This window comes from Pseudomonadota bacterium (genome assembly GCA_041395565.1).
Taxonomy (GTDB): domain Bacteria; phylum Pseudomonadota; class Gammaproteobacteria; order UBA9214; family UBA9214; genus UBA9214.
Genome location: JAWLAI010000006.1, coordinates 105,148 through 121,754, shown reverse-complemented (window position 1 = coordinate 121,754; position 16,607 = coordinate 105,148). Strand labels below are relative to the sequence as shown.

Below are 16,607 nucleotides of genomic sequence, written 5' to 3'. Positions count from 1 at the left end.
CCTGCAGCCGGGGTGAGATCATGCAGGCCATCTTCTCATTAAATGAACAAGGTGCAATGCACAGATCACCCGATGCCCGGTATCGCGCTGCGCTGTTTGCACGTGTATGCGGCACGCAATCACGGGTACCCTGCAGGTTCTTGTCCCTATGATACGGGTGGCAGCAGCTTTGCAGACCCCGATTGCGGCTTACTCCTGTCCGCCTGCGGCACCGATCAGGTGCAGCAGGCTGGTGAAGAGGTTGTAGATCGAGACGTACAGTGTCACGGTCGCCATGACATAATTTGTCTCGCCGCCGCGGATGATGTTGCCCGTTTCGAACAGGATCAGGCCGGACATCAACAGTACGAACATCGCGGAAACGGCGAGTGCTAGGCCGGGGAGTTCGAAGAACAGGGCGCCCAGGCCGGCCAGGAAAGCCACTAGCATGCCCGCCATCAGAAAGCCGCCCATGAAGCTGAAGTCCCTGCGGCTGGCCAGGGCGTAGCCCGACAGGCCGAGGAACGTAACGCCGGTGCCGCCGAGTGCGGTCATCACAAGCTGCGGGCCGGCAGCCGTGCCCAGGTAGGCATTGAGCAGCGGCCCAAGGGTGTAACCCATGAAGCCGGTCAGGGCGAACACCATGACCAGGCCCGTACCGCTGTTGCGGAAGCGGGTGGCCAGGAACAGCAGACCGAAGTAGCCGGCCAGCGTCAGAAGCAGCCCAGGGTGCGGCAGGTTCAGCGCCATCGTGATACCGGCGGTGACCGCGCTGAACAGCAGGGTCAGCGCGAGCAGCGCATAGGTATTGCGCAGGACGCGTATGGTACTGATTGCGCTTGTGCGGGTGCTGACAGCGCCGGTAGCATAAGTGTTCATCTCAGGTTGCCTCAATGGATACTTGATAATGGCTTAAGGTCTAACTGCCTGCAGACATCTCACAAGCCATGGTTCCAGTGCCGTAAATCCTGCGGTGTATGCTGGCGCCGCCTGTCGTTGATCAGCGCCACGCGGCGTATGACCGCGCGGCCGGCACGGCCGGTCGCGCGGTCAATAGCCGCGTACAGCTCGGACTGGACGTCCTCGACCACGACGGGTGATTGTTTGTCCAGCCTGACTTCGACGAGACAGCGCTTGTCGATGCCGCCACGTGGACCGTTGAGATCGGAGAGCCTGACCTCGACTCGCCGCACCTTGCCGGCACTGCGTCCCAGTGCGTAACCGAGTCTTTTCTGCACATGCGCGGCGAGCGGGTCGGTCAGGGGAAAGCCGCTGCAGTGAATTACGATCTGCATCGCTGAACCTCGTCGTCGGAGATGGTATTGCTTAATAAACTACCCTGCCGGCGACTACGCATACAGTCGGAATATCCCGGCAAGACATCGGAATAATCGAAGGAAGAGCGGGTTCCGGGCGGGCGGCAGCCAGTTCCGCCGAGGGCGGACCTACGCCAGATTCAGGCGGTGGTGAAGAGTTCGTTGCGGGCCATTTCGGTAATCATCGATACGGCCGGGTGCTTGATACGGCGTTCGGCGGAGATGGCGTAGAAACTTTCCTTGATTTCCTCGCTGCGGCCTATCACCTGCACGCCGTACTTGGCGATCACGTCATCCTCGACGGCCGTGGGAGAGGTGAAAACGCCGGCATTTGCCTCCCCGAATGCCTTCATCAGTGCGCGGTCCTCGAATTCTGCGACCACCCGCGGCTTGAGCTGCTGGCGTTCGAACCAGAGTTCCAGCAAGCGGCGCAGGGCGCTGCTGGCGGTGGGCATGAGCATGGGAGCACCGTCCAGGGATTGCGGAAACCGCGCCGCATACCGGCGGGCAGTCTTGCGGGTGGCGAAAAAACTGATGCCGGAATCGCCGAGCAGGTGATTGTACGCACGTATGTTCAGCGCCGGACTGATCGGGCTGTCGGCCAGCACGAGATCAAGCTTGTGTACCGAGAGTTCAGCCAGCAGGTCCGTGAGCGGGGCTTCCAGGCATACCAGCCGTACCGATTCCTCCATGTCGAGGACCGGCGCCAGCACACGATAGGCGAGCAGCTTGGGTACCACCATGGCGATACCCACCGTGAGGGTGAGTGCCGCACCGGGACTGCGACCCGCCAGGACATCCTGCATCTCGTCGCCGAGCCGGAACATCTCGTCGGCATAGGAGAAGACGACACGCCCGGTATCGGTAAGGACCAGATTACGGCCGGTCTTCTGGAACAGCCTGGCATTGAGCTGTTCCTCGAGTTCGCGCAGCTGGCCGCTAATGGTCTGCGGCGTAATGAACAGGACTTCGGCGGCGCGGGCGATGGAGCCGTGCGTGGCCACCGCCCAGAAGTACCTGAGGTTCTTCAAATTCAGGTTAGACATCCCGGTGATCTGGGCTGGGCTTCAGGCATGCACGGGACTATAGGCGAAATCGCGGGCAACGCATAGTTGCAGGCCGTGTCATCCGTGGTCATGCCACCGGTGATATGAAGCTGCCCGGCTTCACCGCCAGCACCGCCGTTTGCGTCTGGCGCAGGACATCCTCCGCCGTGTTGCCGATGATCAGCCCGGGAATGCCGGTACGGCCGAGCGTGCCCATCACGATCAGGTCGCTGCGCCAGTCCCTGGCCCGAGCTGAGATGATTCTGGCGGGCCTGCCCTTGACGAGGTGCACATTGTCAGCAGCACTGCTGAGGCCGTAGGACTGCAACAGGGCATCCAGCGCCGCGCGGTGGCACTGTTCGCGCTGCTGCAGCATCAGTTCGAGTTCCAGGCGCGGGATGCGTCCGCGGCCGTTCGCCAGCATGGACTCGCCAGGGAGTTCCCAGGCGTGCAGTACGTCCAGCTTTGCCTGTTCGCGTGCGGCGAGGGAAGTCGCGAGATCCAGGATCAGGTGCTGCAGGTCGCCTGACTCGTCATCGAACGGATCGACCGCGGCGAGCAGGTGACGGTAGGACGCTGCGGCGCCCGGGTGATCGATCCAGACCGGGCACGGGCACTTGCGCAGCAGGTGCAGGTCGCTGCTGCCGAACAGCCAGGGTGCGGGACCACTGTCCTGTTGCGCCACCTTCATTACCAGATCATGACCGTTGCGCAGCACGGAATGCACGATTTCGATAAAGGGTGTGCCCGTAACCACGGTTGTGTAGACCGGTATTCCGGCATCTGTATAACTCGCCGCCAGTGTCTCCAGGATTTCGAGACGCTGCCTTCTTAGCTGCGCGTTGAGATCGATGTCGTAGGCCTGCTGGACGAGCCCGGCGAGGCCTGCATCCGGTGCGACGTCCATGATAGTCAGGCGTGCATCGTTGGACTGTGACAGGGCGACCGCCCTGTCGAGCGCTATGGAGAGTCCATCGCTGCGATCCGCGACAAACAGAATGTTCCTGAAGCGTTTCATTACCGACCTCCTGCGCGGCGCAGCTCAGGCCGCCGTAATCAATGCAAGCAACAACAGGCCACCCACTGACAACCAGACCAGTCCGGTCGACGTCCAGGCACGCACGTCATCGTCCGGCCGGGCCGGCGTCTCGGCTGCCTGCAGGCAGTTGTGCAGCGCGACACCGGCGGACTGCCAGCATGACTGTGCCGCATCCGAGACGTGCAGCATGCTGCGAACCAGCAGACGGCGACCCTGTGCGGGGATGCGCCTGGCATGGTGTCGCGCATCGGCGAGGCGCCGGCGCAACGCGTTGCGGCCGGGCAGGCGGACTGAGATCCACACTGCCGCCGCGGCCAGGATCATACCCAGGAGCACCGGCATAGGGTCGGCCGGGACAGCAATGGTTCCGGACGTTACGAAAGGCAACGCAGCGATCATGGCCAGCAGGATCAGCCATGAGCCCGCCGCCAGGTTGTCGTGTGGTGTAGTAGCGCCGGCATGGTGTCGCCAGACCAGGAACAGGAAACGTGCCAGCAACAGCGTGGTTGCGACCGTCGTGGCGCCGAGCAGTGTCACGAGATTATGTGCTGCCGCCGGTAACGATGTTGCAAGGACAGACTTGGCCAGTGCGCCGCTCGTCAGTGGTGCGCCCGCCAGGGCAAGGGCAAGCAGGACCAGCCCCACCAGCAGCCACAGCCGCAGTCCACTGCGTTCCACGAGGCCGACGCCGAGAAACAGTGCCCCCTTCACCAGCGCATGGTGCGCTGCGTAAACCGTCAGTGCAGCGGTTATGGCGGGTGCGGCGGCTGGCCAGGCGAGCGCTGCGCCCATGCCGAGTGTCAGCACGCCCATCTTGCTGATACTGGAATAGCCCAGCAGCAGGCGCGGCCGCTGCTGCAGCAATCCGGCCGCGGTACCGTAGACGATGCCGATGGCGCCAGTCACGATCAGTGCTTCGCCCCAGCCGGTGAGTGCAGCGTCACCGGGTAGCAGGAAACGCAGCCAGCCGAGCAGGCCGGCCTTGATCATCGCACCACTCAGTACGGCGACGGCGGGCACCGGTGTGACCGCGTAGGCCTGCGGCAGCCACAGATGCAGTCCGGGCAGCGCCAGCTTGATACCGAAGCCGATGATCAGCAGCAGCACCGTGAAACCGGACGGCGGGCTCGACGGCAGGGCACTGAAGACCAGTGCACCGCCATGCTGCAGCGACAGCGTGACCAGCGCGACAAACAGCAGCAGTTCCCCGGCGATGGTCCAGGCCAGGTAACGCCGTGCTGCCCGTTGTGCCCGCTGCGTGCCTGTGTGGACGACCAGGCCATAGGCCGCCAGGCCCATCAGGGTGAAGCCGAGGTAGAAGCTGACCGTATCACCGGCCACGATCAGGCCCAGATTGCCGGCCATGGCCAGCAGGAACAGGACCCGGTAGCGTCCGGCATGCCGGTCTGGCCCCGCAGTGCCGGTGCCGTAGATGGCAGCCATCAGCCATAGCAGCGCGCTGAACAGCAGGAATATGCGGCCGGTCGCATCCAGACCGAGTTCCGTGCCGAGCAGCAGCCAGGGTAACGGGATCCGGGTGCCGTCCGGCACGGCAAGGGCCACGACCAGTGCGGGCAGTGGTGCGAGCGGCACCAGCCAGCGGGCCCGGGGCAGGCCGGCGAGGCTCGCCAGCAGCAGCGGCCAGGACCAGACGAGGATCAGGAGTATGGCATTCACAGGCCGTACTCCCTGTGGGCGACGAGGCTTGCCCAGGCCAGCGGGCTGTAGGGAGCGGCAGCAAACAATCCGGCCGCCAGGGCCAGCGTGGCGGTTATCACCGGTGGCCAGAGCAGCGACGCATGCGTTTCGAGACGCGTACTGCGTGGTGCCTCGTCCGGCCAGGCGGGGCCGGGCGTGCGGAACCAGGCGCGGTACAGCACGGGCAGGAAATACGCCGCGTTGAGCGCACTGCTGGCCAGCAGCACCGGCATGACCCAGACCGCCATGCCGGCCTCCAGTGCACCGAGGCCGAGGTACCACTTGCTGACAAAGCCTGCCACCGGCGGCACGCCGATCATGCCGAGCGCGGCCACGCTGAAGGCGAGTGTGGTGGCAGGCATGCGCCGGCCCACCCCGTTCATCTCGCTGACCCTGTGGATGCCCAGTGTCTCGGCATAGTTGCCGGCGCCGAAGAACAGCGTGATCTTCATGATGCCCTGGTGCACGAGGTGCACGACGCCGCCGATCGTGCCGATCGGACCGAGGATGGCAGTACCGAGTGCGATGTAGGACACCTGGCTGACGGTGGACCAGGCCAGGCGTTTCTTGAGGTTATCCTGGAACAGCGCCCGCACCGAGCCGTACACGATGGTCACGGCGGCGGCACCGCCCAGTACGGCCAGTAGCCCCAGTTCGCCTGCGAACTGTACGCCGTATACGTCGTAGACCACGCGCACGATGCCGAAGGCGCCGGCCTTGACCACGGCGACGGCGTGCAGCAGGGCGCTGACCGGTGCCGGGGCGACCATGGCCTGCGGCAGCCAGCCGTGCAGTGGCACCAGTGCCGCCTTGACGCCGAGACCCAGGAGCAGCAGCAGAAAGATTGCCTGCAGCTGCGGGTGGGATGAGGCTGGCAGGCGATCCAGCACGCCACCCTCGGCGAAAGGCGTCGCACCGGCGAGCACGTGCAGCCACACCGTGCCGATCAGCAGCAGCATGCCACCGGCCAGGGTGTAGCCGAGATAGATGCGCGCGCCGCGCAGCGCCTCGGGCGTGCCGCGGTGGGCCACCAGCGGGTAGGTCGCCAGCGTTAGCAGTTCGTAGAAGATGACGAAGGTGAACAGGTTGCCCGCCAGCGCCAGGCCGACGGTGGCCGACACGCACAGGCTGAAAAAGCCGAAGAAACGGCTGCGGTGCGGCGAGTTCTCGAGGTAGCCGATGGCGTATACGGTGGTGACCAGCCAGAGCACGGTGGATAGGGTGACAAACAGTACCGACAGCGTATCGGCATGCAGCACCAGCTCCAGGCCGGGGGCCAGCGTCCAGCGGCTCGCGTAGACCTGCTCGTGAAACACGCCCCAAATCAGTATGGCGACCAGCACCAGCTTGAGCACGGCACCGGAGAGGTTGAGCACGGTGCGCAATCGGTGGCTGCCTTCGCGCAGGAAGAAAATGACGAGCCCCGGCAGCAATGAGCTCGCCACCACCAGTGCCGGCAGCCAGGCATCCCAGTTCATATCCCGCTCCCGAGCAGTGTCCAAACCGGAGCACCGGCAAGACCCAGTCCCAGCGCCGCCATGGCCGTAAGCAGCAGGGCCGGCCATTCCTCACGCGCCACCGTGACCGGCTGTTGCGGATAGGGCCGGTGCCCGAAGGCATGCCCGAGCACGCGGAAGACATAGGCGGCAGCCATTAACGAACCGATGGCGGTCACCGCGAGCCACAGCCACTGGCCCGTGGTGACGGCGCCGGCGAGCAACTGCCACTTGCCGAGGAATGCGCCGCTGGGCGGCAGGCCGATCAGGGCGACACCGGCCAGCGCGATGGCAAAGGTCGTGGCCGGCAGGCGCTGTGCCGTGCCGTCCAGCTCGCGGATGGTGTCATGACCGGAGCGTTGCTGGATGACGCCGATCGCCAGGAAGAGGCCGGCCTTGGCGAAGCCGTGGGTCAGGGCCAGCATGACCAGGCCACCTGCTGCGAGCTCGCGGGCCACACCGGGTGGCAGGGCCTGCAGCAGCGGAAAGAACAGGAACAGGTAGCCAAGCTGGGCGACGGTGGACCAAGCCGCCAGCAGCTTGAGCCGTTCTGCACGCACGGCGCGCCAAGATCCCCACAATACTGCACCGGCGCCCAGCAGGCCGAGCAGTGTGGCAGCCGCAGGGGTGACCACGGGTGCAAAGACATCGAGCCACAGGCGCATTACGAGATAGAAGGCCGCCTTGACCACCAGGGCCGAGAGCACGGCGCTCACCGGTGCCGGTGCGCTCGCGTGGGCCGGCGGCAGCCAGAAATGCAGCGGGAACAGGGCCGTCTTCAGCAGCAGGCCGGCAGTCATTAGGGCGAGCGCAGTCCAGGCCACCGGCCCGGCGGTAAGGGCGTGCGCCAGCTGCGCCATGTCCAGCGTCCCGTAGCCGGCATACAGCAGGCTGACGCCGGCCAGGAAGAGCATCGAGCCCAGCAGGCCGACCAGCAGGTAGCGCAGGGCCGCCTGCAAGGCCGCAGGCTGGCCACCGAAAGCCGCCAGCGCTACCGCACTCAGCCCCAGCAGTTCGAGCGTGACGTAGAGGTTGAACAGGTCGGCGGAAAGCAACAGGGCATTCAGCGCCGTCCACAGCAACAGCCACAGGGGCCAGAAGCGGGCGCGCCTGGCGCACCGGAAATAGGCACTGGCGTAGACACTGGCCGCCAGTACCACCAGGGCGGTCATTAGCAGCAGCAGTGCGGTCAGTCCATCAGCGCGCAGTGCGATGCCGAGCCCGTTCGTCCAGCCGCCGAGGTCGGACTGCATTGCACCCCGGCTGGCGATGGCATGGAGCAAAAAGCCTGCCGCGGCAGCGGTCGCCACGCCAACCGCGATGACGAGCGCCGTGGCAAAACGCGGCAGCAGCAGCGTTGCGAGCGCGCCGGCCAGGGGGATGGCGACCGGTCCGATCAGCAGGTCAGTCATGTTCCTGCTCCGCTTGGAGGTGGCGCGCCAGTGCCAGGGCCAGTGCAGTGGCACTCACAGCGACGACGATCCCGGTCAGCACCAGGGCGTGGGGCAGAGGGTCCGGTGCCGTGCCGGGGCCACGGTAGGCTACGGCGATCAGCATCAGAAACACGCCGCTGCCCATGATGTTGACGGCGATCACCCGCTGCAGGAGCGCAGCCTGCAGCAGTGCGCTGCGCAGTCCGAGCGCGATGATCAAGCATCCAGTCAGTCCGTAAAGCCACTGGGCGGTCAGCATGGTTTGTGCTCCTGTGCAGTGCGCTTGTCGGCCCCGGATGTACCGCCGCGTGTGCTCGCTGCGGTTGTCGTTGTGCGTCCGCCCACGAACGCCAGCAACAGGGTGGCGGCAATCGCCAACATGGCGGCGGTTTCGATCAGCAGGATCTGGGCGCCGGCCCAGGCCGGTGGATAGGCGAGGAAGGGGCGTCCCAGGGCAACCTGGGCCAGGCCGACCAGGAGAAACATGGCCACCCCGGCTGCCAGCAGCGCGCGTTGCGAGATTCCGTTCGGCAGTCCGATACGGGTCCGGCCCGCGAGGCGCAGCACGACACCGGCGGCCGCCAGCATGGCGCCGGCCTGGAAGGCGCCACCCGGCGCATGGGCGCCCGTCCACAGCAGGTAGCCGGCCATCACGATCAGCACAGGCACCAGCCAGTGTGCCAGGCCGTCGAACACCGGACCGGCCGGCTGATAGCCGGGTGTCGACCGGCCCAGGGCCAGGATGCCGAGCACGGCGGTCAGCAGCACTGCCAGTTCCAGCAGCGTGTCATAAGCGCGAAAGTTCAGCAGTACCGCGGTCACCGGATTGCTGACACCGCTGGTTGCAAGGTTTGCGGCAATGGCCCGGGGCAGTGTATCGCCGGGCGGGTTGCCCAGGGCGTGCCCCAGGGCCCAGGCGAGCATGCCGGCCAGTGCCGCGCACAGCAGCGTGACCGACCAGGGCAGCATTGCCGTGGCGCCTGTCGTGTGGGGATTCCGGTCAGCGTGTGCGCCCGACGTCTTGCGCGGTTGCCGGCGCAGCGCGGCCAGCAGCAGTGCGCCGGACAGGCCTGCACCGATGGCGGCCTCTGCCAGTGCTACATCCGGTGCCTGCAACCGCCCCCAGGCAACGGCCAGCAGCAAACCGAAGGCGATGAAGAGAATGATGCTGCGCCGTGCATCGGTACCGGCCAGTGCTGCTGCGGCCAGCCCCGTCAGCGAGAGTAGCAACAGGACGTCGAAGACCAGCATACTTTGGCTACTCATCCCGCCTCCCCGCGACGTGCCTGACGCGCGATCAGGTGGGCGCCGGTCGCGCTGGCAGCCAGGACGGCCAGCCAGATGAGCAACAGCTTGAACGCGAGGAATGCGTCCAGCGCATGCAGCGCCAGGCCGGCCGCCAGCAGGCCCAGGCCGAGATTGTCCGCCTTGGTCAGTGCGTGCAACCGGGAGTAAAGGTCGGGAAGCCGCAGCAGGCCGATGCTGCCGGCCAGGAAGAAAAACAGGCCGGCCAGGATCAGGATGCCGGACAGGATATCAACCATCACGCGCCTCCACGTTCCGGCCGGTAAAGGCCGCCACTGCAACCGCCGCAAGCAGAGCCAATACCAGCGCGGCATCGATCAGCGCGGGTTGTCCCAGTAGCCGGCTGAGCAGCAGCAGTATGCCAACCCCGGTCGTGCCGACAAGTTGCGCGGCCAGCATCCGGTCGCCGGTGCGTGGGCCGCGCAGCACTCGCACCAGGCCAAGAAGCAGGGTGAGCATGAGGGCCAGCAAGGCCGGCGCGAGCAGTTCAGTCATCGGAGATCTCCGTGGTCAGGCCGAACAGCCTCCCGATTGCCTGTTCGAGGCGGCGCAGTTGCGGCTCCGCATTTTGGCTGGTGTCGAGCAGGTGCAGTTCGGCACGGTCGCTGTCGAGATCGGCTGCCAGCGTGCCGGGCAACAGGCCTATGCAGTTAACGAGCAGCACACGAGCCGCGGGATGCGTGGTCTGCAGTCGATAGCTGTAAAAGCCCGGTGTAATGTCCAGTTTCGGTCCCAGTGTACGGCGCGCGACATCCAGCCCGCCGCGCAGCGATTCGTGCAGGAACAGGGCGACAAAGGCGGGCAGGGCGCGCAGGTTGATTCCTGGCCAGACGGGCGAGCCGAGCCTGATGCTGACGAAAGCTGCAAAGACGACCGCTGGCACTCCGACCAGCCAGGCATCTGGCCGGCCCTGGACGAAAAGCCACCAGAGGCCGGCCAGCAGCGTCGTGTTTGCTGCTAAACGCATCGTTGCCGCCGGAGCTGGAAGTATCATTGCTGCCACAGCCTGCATGCCGCTAAGCCGGTCAGGCATGGACGTCCACCCGGGGCCGGCTGCGCTGGGTCCGGGGCGGTGCCGGCGTGGCCCTGCTCAGCACCGGACGCTTTGCCAGTACGTGTACCAGCAGTACCGCCGCAGTTGCCAGCAGCAACACCTTCAGCGTGAAAAGGCCGGCAAGCATGCCGAAAAATACCGAGTCGAGAATGTTCATTTCACTTACTCCTCTTGTCTGACAGCAGTGCGAAACAGCTCCCGGTCGTGGTTCTGGTCCGCGGGATCATGCGGCATTGCGTACTCCGCATGCGCGATTGGCGGGGACCGCGATGTCCATGAGTCGCGGGGTGTCGAGTACAAGCGCATTCATCATATCGATGTACTCCTGCTTACCCCTCACCTGCAGGCGCGGGTTGTGGCGCATCTCCTCGCCGATCGTACTTACGGTCATGCCGTTGTAGTCATGCGCTGGATACACCAGCGTATCTTCCGGCAGACGCAGCAGCTTGCCGAACAAACTGTGGTACTGGGCAGCCGGGTCTCCGTTCTGGAAATCGGTGCGCCCGGTACCGCGGATCAGCAGGGTGTCACCGGTGAACACGCGGTCGTGCATCAGGAAGCTGTAGGAATCGTCCGTATGGCCGGGCGTGTACAGGACATCGAGTCGCAGGTTGTCCACCGCAAGCCTTTCACCCTCGCGCAAATGCAGCGAAACACATTCAGCCCGGGTCATTTCACCCAGCGCGGTCGCGCAGCCCGTTCGCGCGCGCAGTGCCCCCAGTGCCGTGATGTGATCGGCGTGTATGTGGGTGTCGACCGCGAGTACCAGGCGGAGGTCGAGTTCACTGGCAAGACGCACGTAGTCATCTGTGTTTTCCAGCACCGGGTCGATCAGCAGCGCCTCGCCGCCCAGGCGTTCCGCCAGGAGGTAGCTGAAGGTGCTCGATGTTCTGTCGAACAGTTGACGGAAGATCATGGTTGCGCCTCCATTACGTCAGGTCTGTCCCCACGAGCGCCGTTTGCCGCCTCAGTCTCTGCGGCTTCGCCAGCGGGGCTTGATTACAATCTAATCCCGGGCGGGCATCTGGAAAATTCGAATAAATTGAAAAATAGATCGGAAAAACCTGATCATTGCCGGAGGCGGTTCGGTCCCTGCCAATGGCAGGGATGGTATATCTGCCTGCTGCTTGGGCTTGATCGCTTCCTGTGGATGCCGGCACAGGGAGGTCGTGAGCACACTGGTTATTGTTGCGACGCTGGGGCTGGTCGTGCCGCATCATGCCAGGCATCCCTCTTCAGGAATGACCTAAGCCCGCAATCGTTCGATCGCATCGGTACTGCCGATCAGCTTCCCAGCGTCGCGGGACCATTCCATCGTGTGCGCTCACGCCTCCACGGGCAGGTCTTCAACTCCAAGTTGGCAATGTCAAGGAATGACTCGAGTCAGTTGTAGACGTGGCTATAGCTTCATGCAGCGCTTCCTTGCGGGCCTGAAGCGGGAGGTGACAAGTGCTGCTTTGCTTGCTGCATTGTTGGGTCGGGTGCTGGTCGCAGATGCGGAAGAATGCCTAAACAGGGATGGCGCGGCGCAGCCTGGTCGCGGCAGCAGCAGCCTGCTGTTTCATGAGATCAACCATCGCATAGACGCCAACATGGCGGTTGGGTGAAAGATGCTCGGCTAGCTGCAGCTGCCCGAAGAACTCATCCATGTCGATGGCGTCGATCTCGTTCACTGTCTTGCCGTCGGCGAGCCGGATCAAGAGGGCCAGTACACCCTTGATAATGCCGGTATCGCAGTCACCGCCAAAGCGTATGTGTCCCGGTGCTGCAGGATCCTCCCAGGCATGCACCCAGACCCTGCTCATGCAGGCCTTGACCCGGTTTGGCTCGATACGCGCCCGATCCTCTAGTGGTGGAAGCTGCTCCCCGAGTTCGACCAAGTACTGGTAGCGCGTATCCCAGTCTCCCAGCAGCTCGAAGGTCGAGACAATGTCGGACAGTGCAGTCATGCTGTTTCCCCGAAGGCGATGGATTCACCGCACCCGCAGGTAGACCGGGCATTCGGGTTAATGAATTCCAGCCTCTCGTTGAGCAGTCCGTCCCTGACATAGTCTACCGTCATGCCGTCAAGGTGTGGGAGACTGCTGCGGTCGACCACTACCGTTACCCCGCAGCTTTCGAATACCGTGTCGTCGTCATCGATCCTGCCGACAGTCTCGACGACATAGGAAAAGCCGCTGCAGCCGCTCTTGCGTGTACCCAGACGCAAACCGACACTGCCTTCCTGCTGTTCCAGTATCCTGCGAAGATGCGCCGCAGCGCCCTGGGTGAGTTGTATAGCCATTCGTTATCCTCCTGTCGTCAAAGCAAGCCCAGTTCCAGGCGCGTGAACATATCCAGCCGATCGCGGGACCATGGCGGATCCCAGACCAGCTCGACCCGAACCGAGCTGACGCCGGCCACATTGCGCACAGCGCACTCTACCTGTCCCGGTATCGACTCGGCGACCGGGCAGGCCGGTGTCGTCAGGGTCATGCGTATATCGACATGACCATCTTCTCGAAGATCGAGCCCGTAGATCAGGCCGAGGTCATAGATATTGACGGGAATCTCGGGATCCTGAATCGCGCGCAGTGCCTCGATGACTGCCTTCTCCGTGTGATCTGTCGCGGATGCTGTACCCTGTTTCTGTGCAGGCTGCGTGATCATTTTGAATGCTCCGCAATAATGTCGCCTGCATCTAGCAGCCGTCGCGAAATGCCGGCCTCGATCCGCTTGCGCAACGGCGCGATCCTGCAGCGTTCCAGGATCTCGCCAACGAAGCCCAGGCAAAGCAGGCGTCGCGCATCGGCTGTTTCGATGCCACGCGAGCGCAGGTAGAACAGCTGTGCCTGATCCAGCTGGCCCACAGTGGTGCCATGGCTACACCGCACATCGTCGGCATGAATTACCAGCTGCGGCTTGGTGTCTACCTCGGCGTTGCGGCTGAGCAGCAGGTTGTCGTTGTGCAGGTGTGCATCACTTTTACCGGCATGCGCACTGACCTCGATGCGGCCATCGAAAACGGCGCGTCCCCTGCCATGCAGCAGACCCTTGTAGCGGCTCCGGCTCGTGCAGCCTGGCACGCCGTGACGGATGTCGATATGCACATCCGATAGCTGTTGCTCGCCGGCAAGATACAGGCCGTCGAGTTCGGCGGCTGCTGCCGTACCGGCGAAGTCAATCGTCAGCTCGGTCCGCGACCAGGTGCCACCTAGCACATAACCGCTGTTGCGATAGTGGCTGCCTTCGTGCTGCTTGATGAAGAGGCTGTGCAGGTGAAAGGCCGTATGGCTTTCCTCCTGCAGCCGGTAATGCTCCAGGCCGGCACCGTCCAGTAGAACGATTTCGCTCAGTCCGTTGCTGAAATACAGCGAGCCATCCATGCCCGCGAAACGCTCGACCAGCGTAGCTTGTGCGCCGGGCTCTAGCAGCACCAGATTGCGCGAGTGGGCCACGACAGGAGCGCCTGGTACATCCGTCAGGTGCAGAACCTCTATGGGTCGATCCAGCCGTTGATCTCGTCCTAAGTGGATGAACAGGCCGTCCTCCATGGCTGCGCTGTTGAGTGCATTGAAAATATGTGCCGGTTCACCGGCTGTCAGACCGAGCCAGCATGCTGGCAGCATGGAATTGCCTGTGATCTGCTGCTTCAGGCCCCCTACCGTCACCCCGGGGGGCAGTTCTGCAAGGCTGGACAGACCGCGCACGAACCGGCCGTTGACCAATACCACCCGATGTGCATCAAGCCGCGGCAGTCGCCAACGCTCGATGTCGATGACCGGTTCGGCTAAACCGGCGTCTGGAACGAAATCATGCTGCAGCAGCCGGTCGATACTGGTGTAACGCCAGGCCTCCTGGCGGCGTTGCGGAAAGCCGAGCACTCGCAGGCTATGCGCCGCATCACGACGGTGTTGGGCCAGCCAGGGCGGGCTGTCAGCGGCAAGCTGCGGCTGATCCTGTGCCAGGGTCTCGCGATAACGATCCAGGGTCATGGCAGTGTTTGCGCTCATGCCGCTTCCTCCTCATCCAGCCAGCCGTAACCTTTCTTCTCCAGTTCCAGCGCCAGCTTCCTGTCGCCGGATCGAACGATGCGGCCTCCCGCGAGCACGTGCACGAAATCGGGTTGTATGTAGTCCAGCAGGCGCTGGTAATGGGTCACGACGATCATGGCGTGCTCCGGGCTGCGCAGGGCGTTGACGCCGTCGGCGACCACACGCAGGGCATCGATATCCAGCCCCGAGTCGGTTTCATCGAGAATCGCCAGACGGGGCTCCAGCACGGCCATCTGCAGAATCTCGTTACGTTTCTTTTCGCCGCCCGAGAAGCCGGCATTGACATTGCGCTTGAGGAACGTCTCATCCATCTGCACCAGCGCGAGCCGCTCGCGCACCCGCTTCATGAAGGCGATCGCATCGAGCGCCGGTTCGCCGCGTGCGGCGCGCACCGCATTGAGAGCAGCCTTCAGGAATACCATGTTGTTGACGCCGGGCAGCTCCACCGGGTACTGAAGTGCGAGGAACAGTCCGCGCTGGGCTCGTTCCTCGGTCGCCAGTGCAAGCAGATCCTCACCCGCGAATGTCACGCTGCCACCGTCGACGCGGTAACCATCGCGGCCGGCCAGGATATGGGCGAGCGTGCTCTTGCCGGAACCATTCGGGCCCATGATGGCATGCACCTCACCTGGCCCGACCTTCAGGTCCAGGCCATTGAGGATGGGCTTGTCTTCCACGCTTACCTGCAGCTTGTCTATATTCAGCATGTGCTTGCTCCGTTGATCAGTAATGTGTTCAGCCGACGACATTTTCGAGGGTGACATTGAGCAGCTTCTGCGCCTCCACGGCAAACTCCATCGGCAGCTCGTTGAAGACTTCCTTGCAAAAACCGTTCACTATCATGGATACGGCGTCCTCCTCGGCGAGACCGCGCTGTCGACAGTAGAACAGCTGGTCCTCCCCGATCTTCGAGGTGGAGGCCTCATGCTCCGCACTGGCCGTCGGGTTGCGCACCTCGATATACGGGAAGGTATGCGCGCCGCAGCGTCCTCCAATCAGCAGTGAATCGCACTGGGTATGATTGCGTGCGTTCTCCGCCTTCGGTGTCATGCGTACCAGGCCGCGATAGGCATTCTGACCCTCGCCGGCCGAGATGCCCTTGGAGACGATGGTGCTGCGTGTGTTACGTCCGATGTGGATCATCTTTGTGCCGGTGTCGGCCTGCTGCCGGCCGCGGGTAACAGCGACCGAGTAGAACTCACCGACCGAGCCGTCGCCGCGCAGGATGCAGCTGGGGTACTTCCAGGTGATGGCGGAACCGGTTTCTACCTGGGTCCAGGAGATGTGTGCACGGTCCCCGCGGCAATCGCCACGCTTCGTGACGAAATTGTAAATCCCGCCGCGGCCCTCGGCATCGCCCGGATACCAGTTCTGCACCGTGGAATACTTGATCTGCGCGTCCTCCATTGCCACCAGCTCGACCACTGCGGCATGCAGCTGGTTTTCATCGCGCATCGGTGCGGTACAACCCTCCAGGTAGCTGACGTAGCTGCCGGGCTCGGCCACGATCAGGGTGCGCTCGAACTGGCCGGTTCGCGCCTCGTTGATGCGGAAATAGGTAGACAGTTCCATCGGACAGCGCACACCGGCGGGTACGTACACGAATGTCCCATCGCTGAACACCGCGCTGTTGAGCGAGGCAAAGAAGTTGTCGGTATGCGGCACGACGGAACCCAGGTATTTTTGCACCAGGTCTGGGTGCTCGCGTACCGCCTCCGACATGGAGCAGAAAATCACACCCGCTTCCTGAAGACTCGCTCGGAAGGTGGTGGCTACCGAGACGCTGTCGAATACCGCATCGACAGCGACGCCGGCGAGCGCCTTTTGCTCGTCCAGCGGTATACCTAGCTTGCGATACGTTTCGAGTAGTTCGGGATCGATTTCGTCCAGGCTTTTCGCGCCATCATTCCGGCCCTTCGGTGCGGAGTAGTAGGAAATACCCTGGAAATCGATGGGCGGATGCTTGAGGTGGGCCCAGTCCGGCTCGGTCATGGTCTGCCAATGCCGGTAGGCCGCGATCCGACGCTGCAGCATCCAATCCGGCTCGTGCTTGCGCGCCGAGATGGCACGGATGATCGCTTCGTCGAGACCGGGTGGCAGGGTGTCGGCTTCAATTGGCGTGATGAATCCGTGTTCGTACTCGTCACGAACGAATGCTTCAACTGCCTGGTTCGTGCTGTTCATATGCTGTTCTCCTGCACGGCTCA

At 63.8% G+C, this 16,607-nt stretch carries 19 protein-coding genes and 1 pseudogene; all 20 read right to left on the bottom strand.

Annotated features, from left to right (window positions below; translation table 11 throughout):
* Positions 1 to 189 precede the first annotated feature (189 nt).
* The 20 genes and pseudogenes from R3F42_10305 to sufB all read right to left on the bottom strand — a co-directional run bounded on the left by R3F42_10305 (position 190) and on the right by sufB (position 16,584).
* Positions 190 to 858 (bottom strand): Bax inhibitor-1/YccA family protein, encoded by a 669-nt coding sequence (locus tag R3F42_10305; protein ID MEZ5542426.1) that lies wholly within the window; start codon positions 856 to 858, stop codon positions 190 to 192.
* Positions 859 to 917: 59 nt separating this feature from the next.
* Entirely contained in the window at positions 918 to 1,274 is a 357-nt protein-coding gene (locus tag R3F42_10300; protein MEZ5542425.1) for an HPF/RaiA family ribosome-associated protein, read from the bottom strand.
* A gap of 161 nt (positions 1,275 to 1,435) precedes the next feature.
* Positions 1,436 to 2,341: a transcriptional activator NhaR gene (gene nhaR, locus R3F42_10295; GenBank protein MEZ5542424.1), complete on the bottom strand. Its 906-nt coding sequence runs from the start codon at positions 2,339 to 2,341 to the stop codon at positions 1,436 to 1,438.
* 88 nt (positions 2,342 to 2,429) lie between these two features.
* A complete protein-coding gene (locus tag R3F42_10290) occupies positions 2,430 to 3,359 on the bottom strand; it encodes a universal stress protein (GenBank protein ID MEZ5542423.1) in 930 nt (309 codons plus the stop codon).
* A 24-nt stretch (positions 3,360 to 3,383) separates the two neighbouring features.
* Entirely contained in the window at positions 3,384 to 5,057 is a 1,674-nt protein-coding gene (locus tag R3F42_10285; protein ID MEZ5542422.1) for a complex I subunit 5 family protein, read from the bottom strand.
* Complete coding sequence (locus R3F42_10280) at positions 5,054 to 6,556, bottom strand: proton-conducting transporter membrane subunit (GenBank protein ID MEZ5542421.1); 1,503 nt, start codon at positions 6,554 to 6,556, stop codon at positions 5,054 to 5,056. The genes R3F42_10285 and R3F42_10280 overlap by 4 nt, the downstream gene beginning before the upstream one ends.
* Positions 6,553 to 7,986, bottom strand: a complete 1,434-nt coding sequence (locus R3F42_10275; GenBank protein MEZ5542420.1) for a proton-conducting transporter membrane subunit — start codon at positions 7,984 to 7,986, stop codon at positions 6,553 to 6,555. The genes R3F42_10280 and R3F42_10275 overlap by 4 nt, the downstream gene beginning before the upstream one ends.
* Positions 7,979 to 8,266 (bottom strand): NADH-quinone oxidoreductase subunit K, encoded by a 288-nt coding sequence (locus R3F42_10270; protein ID MEZ5542419.1) that lies wholly within the window; start codon positions 8,264 to 8,266, stop codon positions 7,979 to 7,981. The genes R3F42_10275 and R3F42_10270 overlap by 8 nt, the downstream gene beginning before the upstream one ends.
* Positions 8,260 to 9,273: a hydrogenase subunit MbhD domain-containing protein gene (locus tag R3F42_10265; GenBank protein ID MEZ5542418.1), complete on the bottom strand. Its 1,014-nt coding sequence runs from the start codon at positions 9,271 to 9,273 to the stop codon at positions 8,260 to 8,262. Before R3F42_10265 ends, R3F42_10270 begins: the two co-directional genes overlap by 7 nt.
* Positions 9,270 to 9,554, bottom strand: a complete 285-nt coding sequence (mnhG, locus tag R3F42_10260) for a monovalent cation/H(+) antiporter subunit G (GenBank protein MEZ5542417.1) — start codon at positions 9,552 to 9,554, stop codon at positions 9,270 to 9,272. Before mnhG ends, R3F42_10265 begins: the two co-directional genes overlap by 4 nt.
* On the bottom strand, positions 9,544 to 9,807 hold the full coding sequence (locus R3F42_10255; protein MEZ5542416.1) for a monovalent cation/H+ antiporter complex subunit F: 264 nt from the start codon (positions 9,805 to 9,807) through the stop codon (positions 9,544 to 9,546). Before R3F42_10255 ends, mnhG begins: the two co-directional genes overlap by 11 nt.
* Complete coding sequence (locus R3F42_10250; GenBank protein ID MEZ5542415.1) at positions 9,800 to 10,279, bottom strand: Na+/H+ antiporter subunit E; 480 nt, start codon at positions 10,277 to 10,279, stop codon at positions 9,800 to 9,802. Before R3F42_10250 ends, R3F42_10255 begins: the two co-directional genes overlap by 8 nt.
* A gap of 58 nt (positions 10,280 to 10,337) precedes the next feature.
* Positions 10,338 to 10,523, bottom strand: coding sequence for a hypothetical protein (locus tag R3F42_10245; protein ID MEZ5542414.1), 186 nt, complete (start codon positions 10,521 to 10,523; stop codon positions 10,338 to 10,340).
* Positions 10,524 to 10,619: 96 nt separating this feature from the next.
* A pseudogene (locus R3F42_10240) lies at positions 10,620 to 11,282 on the bottom strand (MBL fold metallo-hydrolase).
* A gap of 592 nt (positions 11,283 to 11,874) precedes the next feature.
* Positions 11,875 to 12,315, bottom strand: a complete 441-nt coding sequence (locus tag R3F42_10235) for a SufE family protein (GenBank protein ID MEZ5542413.1) — start codon at positions 12,313 to 12,315, stop codon at positions 11,875 to 11,877.
* Positions 12,312 to 12,650, bottom strand: coding sequence for an iron-sulfur cluster assembly accessory protein (locus R3F42_10230; GenBank protein MEZ5542412.1), 339 nt, complete (start codon positions 12,648 to 12,650; stop codon positions 12,312 to 12,314). The genes R3F42_10235 and R3F42_10230 overlap by 4 nt, the downstream gene beginning before the upstream one ends.
* A gap of 17 nt (positions 12,651 to 12,667) precedes the next feature.
* Positions 12,668 to 13,015, bottom strand: a complete 348-nt coding sequence (locus tag R3F42_10225) for a DUF59 domain-containing protein (GenBank protein ID MEZ5542411.1) — start codon at positions 13,013 to 13,015, stop codon at positions 12,668 to 12,670.
* Entirely contained in the window at positions 13,012 to 14,358 is a 1,347-nt protein-coding gene (gene sufD / locus R3F42_10220) for a Fe-S cluster assembly protein SufD (GenBank protein ID MEZ5542410.1), read from the bottom strand. Before sufD ends, R3F42_10225 begins: the two co-directional genes overlap by 4 nt.
* A complete protein-coding gene (sufC, locus tag R3F42_10215; protein MEZ5542409.1) occupies positions 14,355 to 15,107 on the bottom strand; it encodes a Fe-S cluster assembly ATPase SufC in 753 nt (250 codons plus the stop codon). The genes sufD and sufC overlap by 4 nt, the downstream gene beginning before the upstream one ends.
* Before the next feature lie 28 nt (positions 15,108 to 15,135).
* The gene (sufB, locus tag R3F42_10210; GenBank protein MEZ5542408.1) at positions 15,136 to 16,584 is read right to left on the bottom strand and encodes a Fe-S cluster assembly protein SufB; all 1,449 of its coding nucleotides are present in this window, start codon (positions 16,582 to 16,584) and stop codon (positions 15,136 to 15,138) included.
* Between the last annotated feature and the right edge of the window lie 23 nt (positions 16,585 to 16,607).

Bases quoted from the DNA above. Each gene is read 5' to 3' on its own strand.
- R3F42_10245 (MEZ5542414.1), bottom strand. From the start codon at position 10,523: ATGAACATTCTCGACTCGGTATTTTTCGGCATGCTTGCCGGCCTTTTC.
- R3F42_10225 (MEZ5542411.1), bottom strand. From the start codon at position 13,015: ATGATCACGCAGCCTGCACAGAAACAGGGTACAGCATCCGCGACAGAT.
- sufB (MEZ5542408.1), bottom strand. From the start codon at position 16,584: ATGAACAGCACGAACCAGGCAGTTGAAGCATTCGTTCGTGACGAGTAC.
- R3F42_10270 (MEZ5542419.1), bottom strand. From the start codon at position 8,266: ATGCTGACCGCCCAGTGGCTTTACGGACTGACTGGATGCTTGATCATC.
- R3F42_10250 (MEZ5542415.1), bottom strand. From the start codon at position 10,279: ATGCGTTTAGCAGCAAACACGACGCTGCTGGCCGGCCTCTGGTGGCTT.
- R3F42_10255 (MEZ5542416.1), bottom strand. From the start codon at position 9,807: ATGACTGAACTGCTCGCGCCGGCCTTGCTGGCCCTCATGCTCACCCTG.
- R3F42_10265 (MEZ5542418.1), bottom strand. From the start codon at position 9,273: ATGAGTAGCCAAAGTATGCTGGTCTTCGACGTCCTGTTGCTACTCTCG.
- sufD (MEZ5542410.1), bottom strand. From the start codon at position 14,358: ATGAGCGCAAACACTGCCATGACCCTGGATCGTTATCGCGAGACCCTG.
- sufC (MEZ5542409.1), bottom strand. From the start codon at position 15,107: ATGCTGAATATAGACAAGCTGCAGGTAAGCGTGGAAGACAAGCCCATC.
- R3F42_10280 (MEZ5542421.1), bottom strand. From the start codon at position 6,556: ATGAACTGGGATGCCTGGCTGCCGGCACTGGTGGTGGCGAGCTCATTG.
- nhaR (MEZ5542424.1), bottom strand. From the start codon at position 2,341: ATGTCTAACCTGAATTTGAAGAACCTCAGGTACTTCTGGGCGGTGGCC.
- R3F42_10230 (MEZ5542412.1), bottom strand. From the start codon at position 12,650: ATGGCTATACAACTCACCCAGGGCGCTGCGGCGCATCTTCGCAGGATA.
- R3F42_10300 (MEZ5542425.1), bottom strand. From the start codon at position 1,274: ATGCAGATCGTAATTCACTGCAGCGGCTTTCCCCTGACCGACCCGCTC.
- R3F42_10235 (MEZ5542413.1), bottom strand. From the start codon at position 12,315: ATGACTGCACTGTCCGACATTGTCTCGACCTTCGAGCTGCTGGGAGAC.
- R3F42_10275 (MEZ5542420.1), bottom strand. From the start codon at position 7,986: ATGACTGACCTGCTGATCGGACCGGTCGCCATCCCCCTGGCCGGCGCG.
- R3F42_10305 (MEZ5542426.1), bottom strand. From the start codon at position 858: ATGAACACTTATGCTACCGGCGCTGTCAGCACCCGCACAAGCGCAATC.
- R3F42_10290 (MEZ5542423.1), bottom strand. From the start codon at position 3,359: ATGAAACGCTTCAGGAACATTCTGTTTGTCGCGGATCGCAGCGATGGA.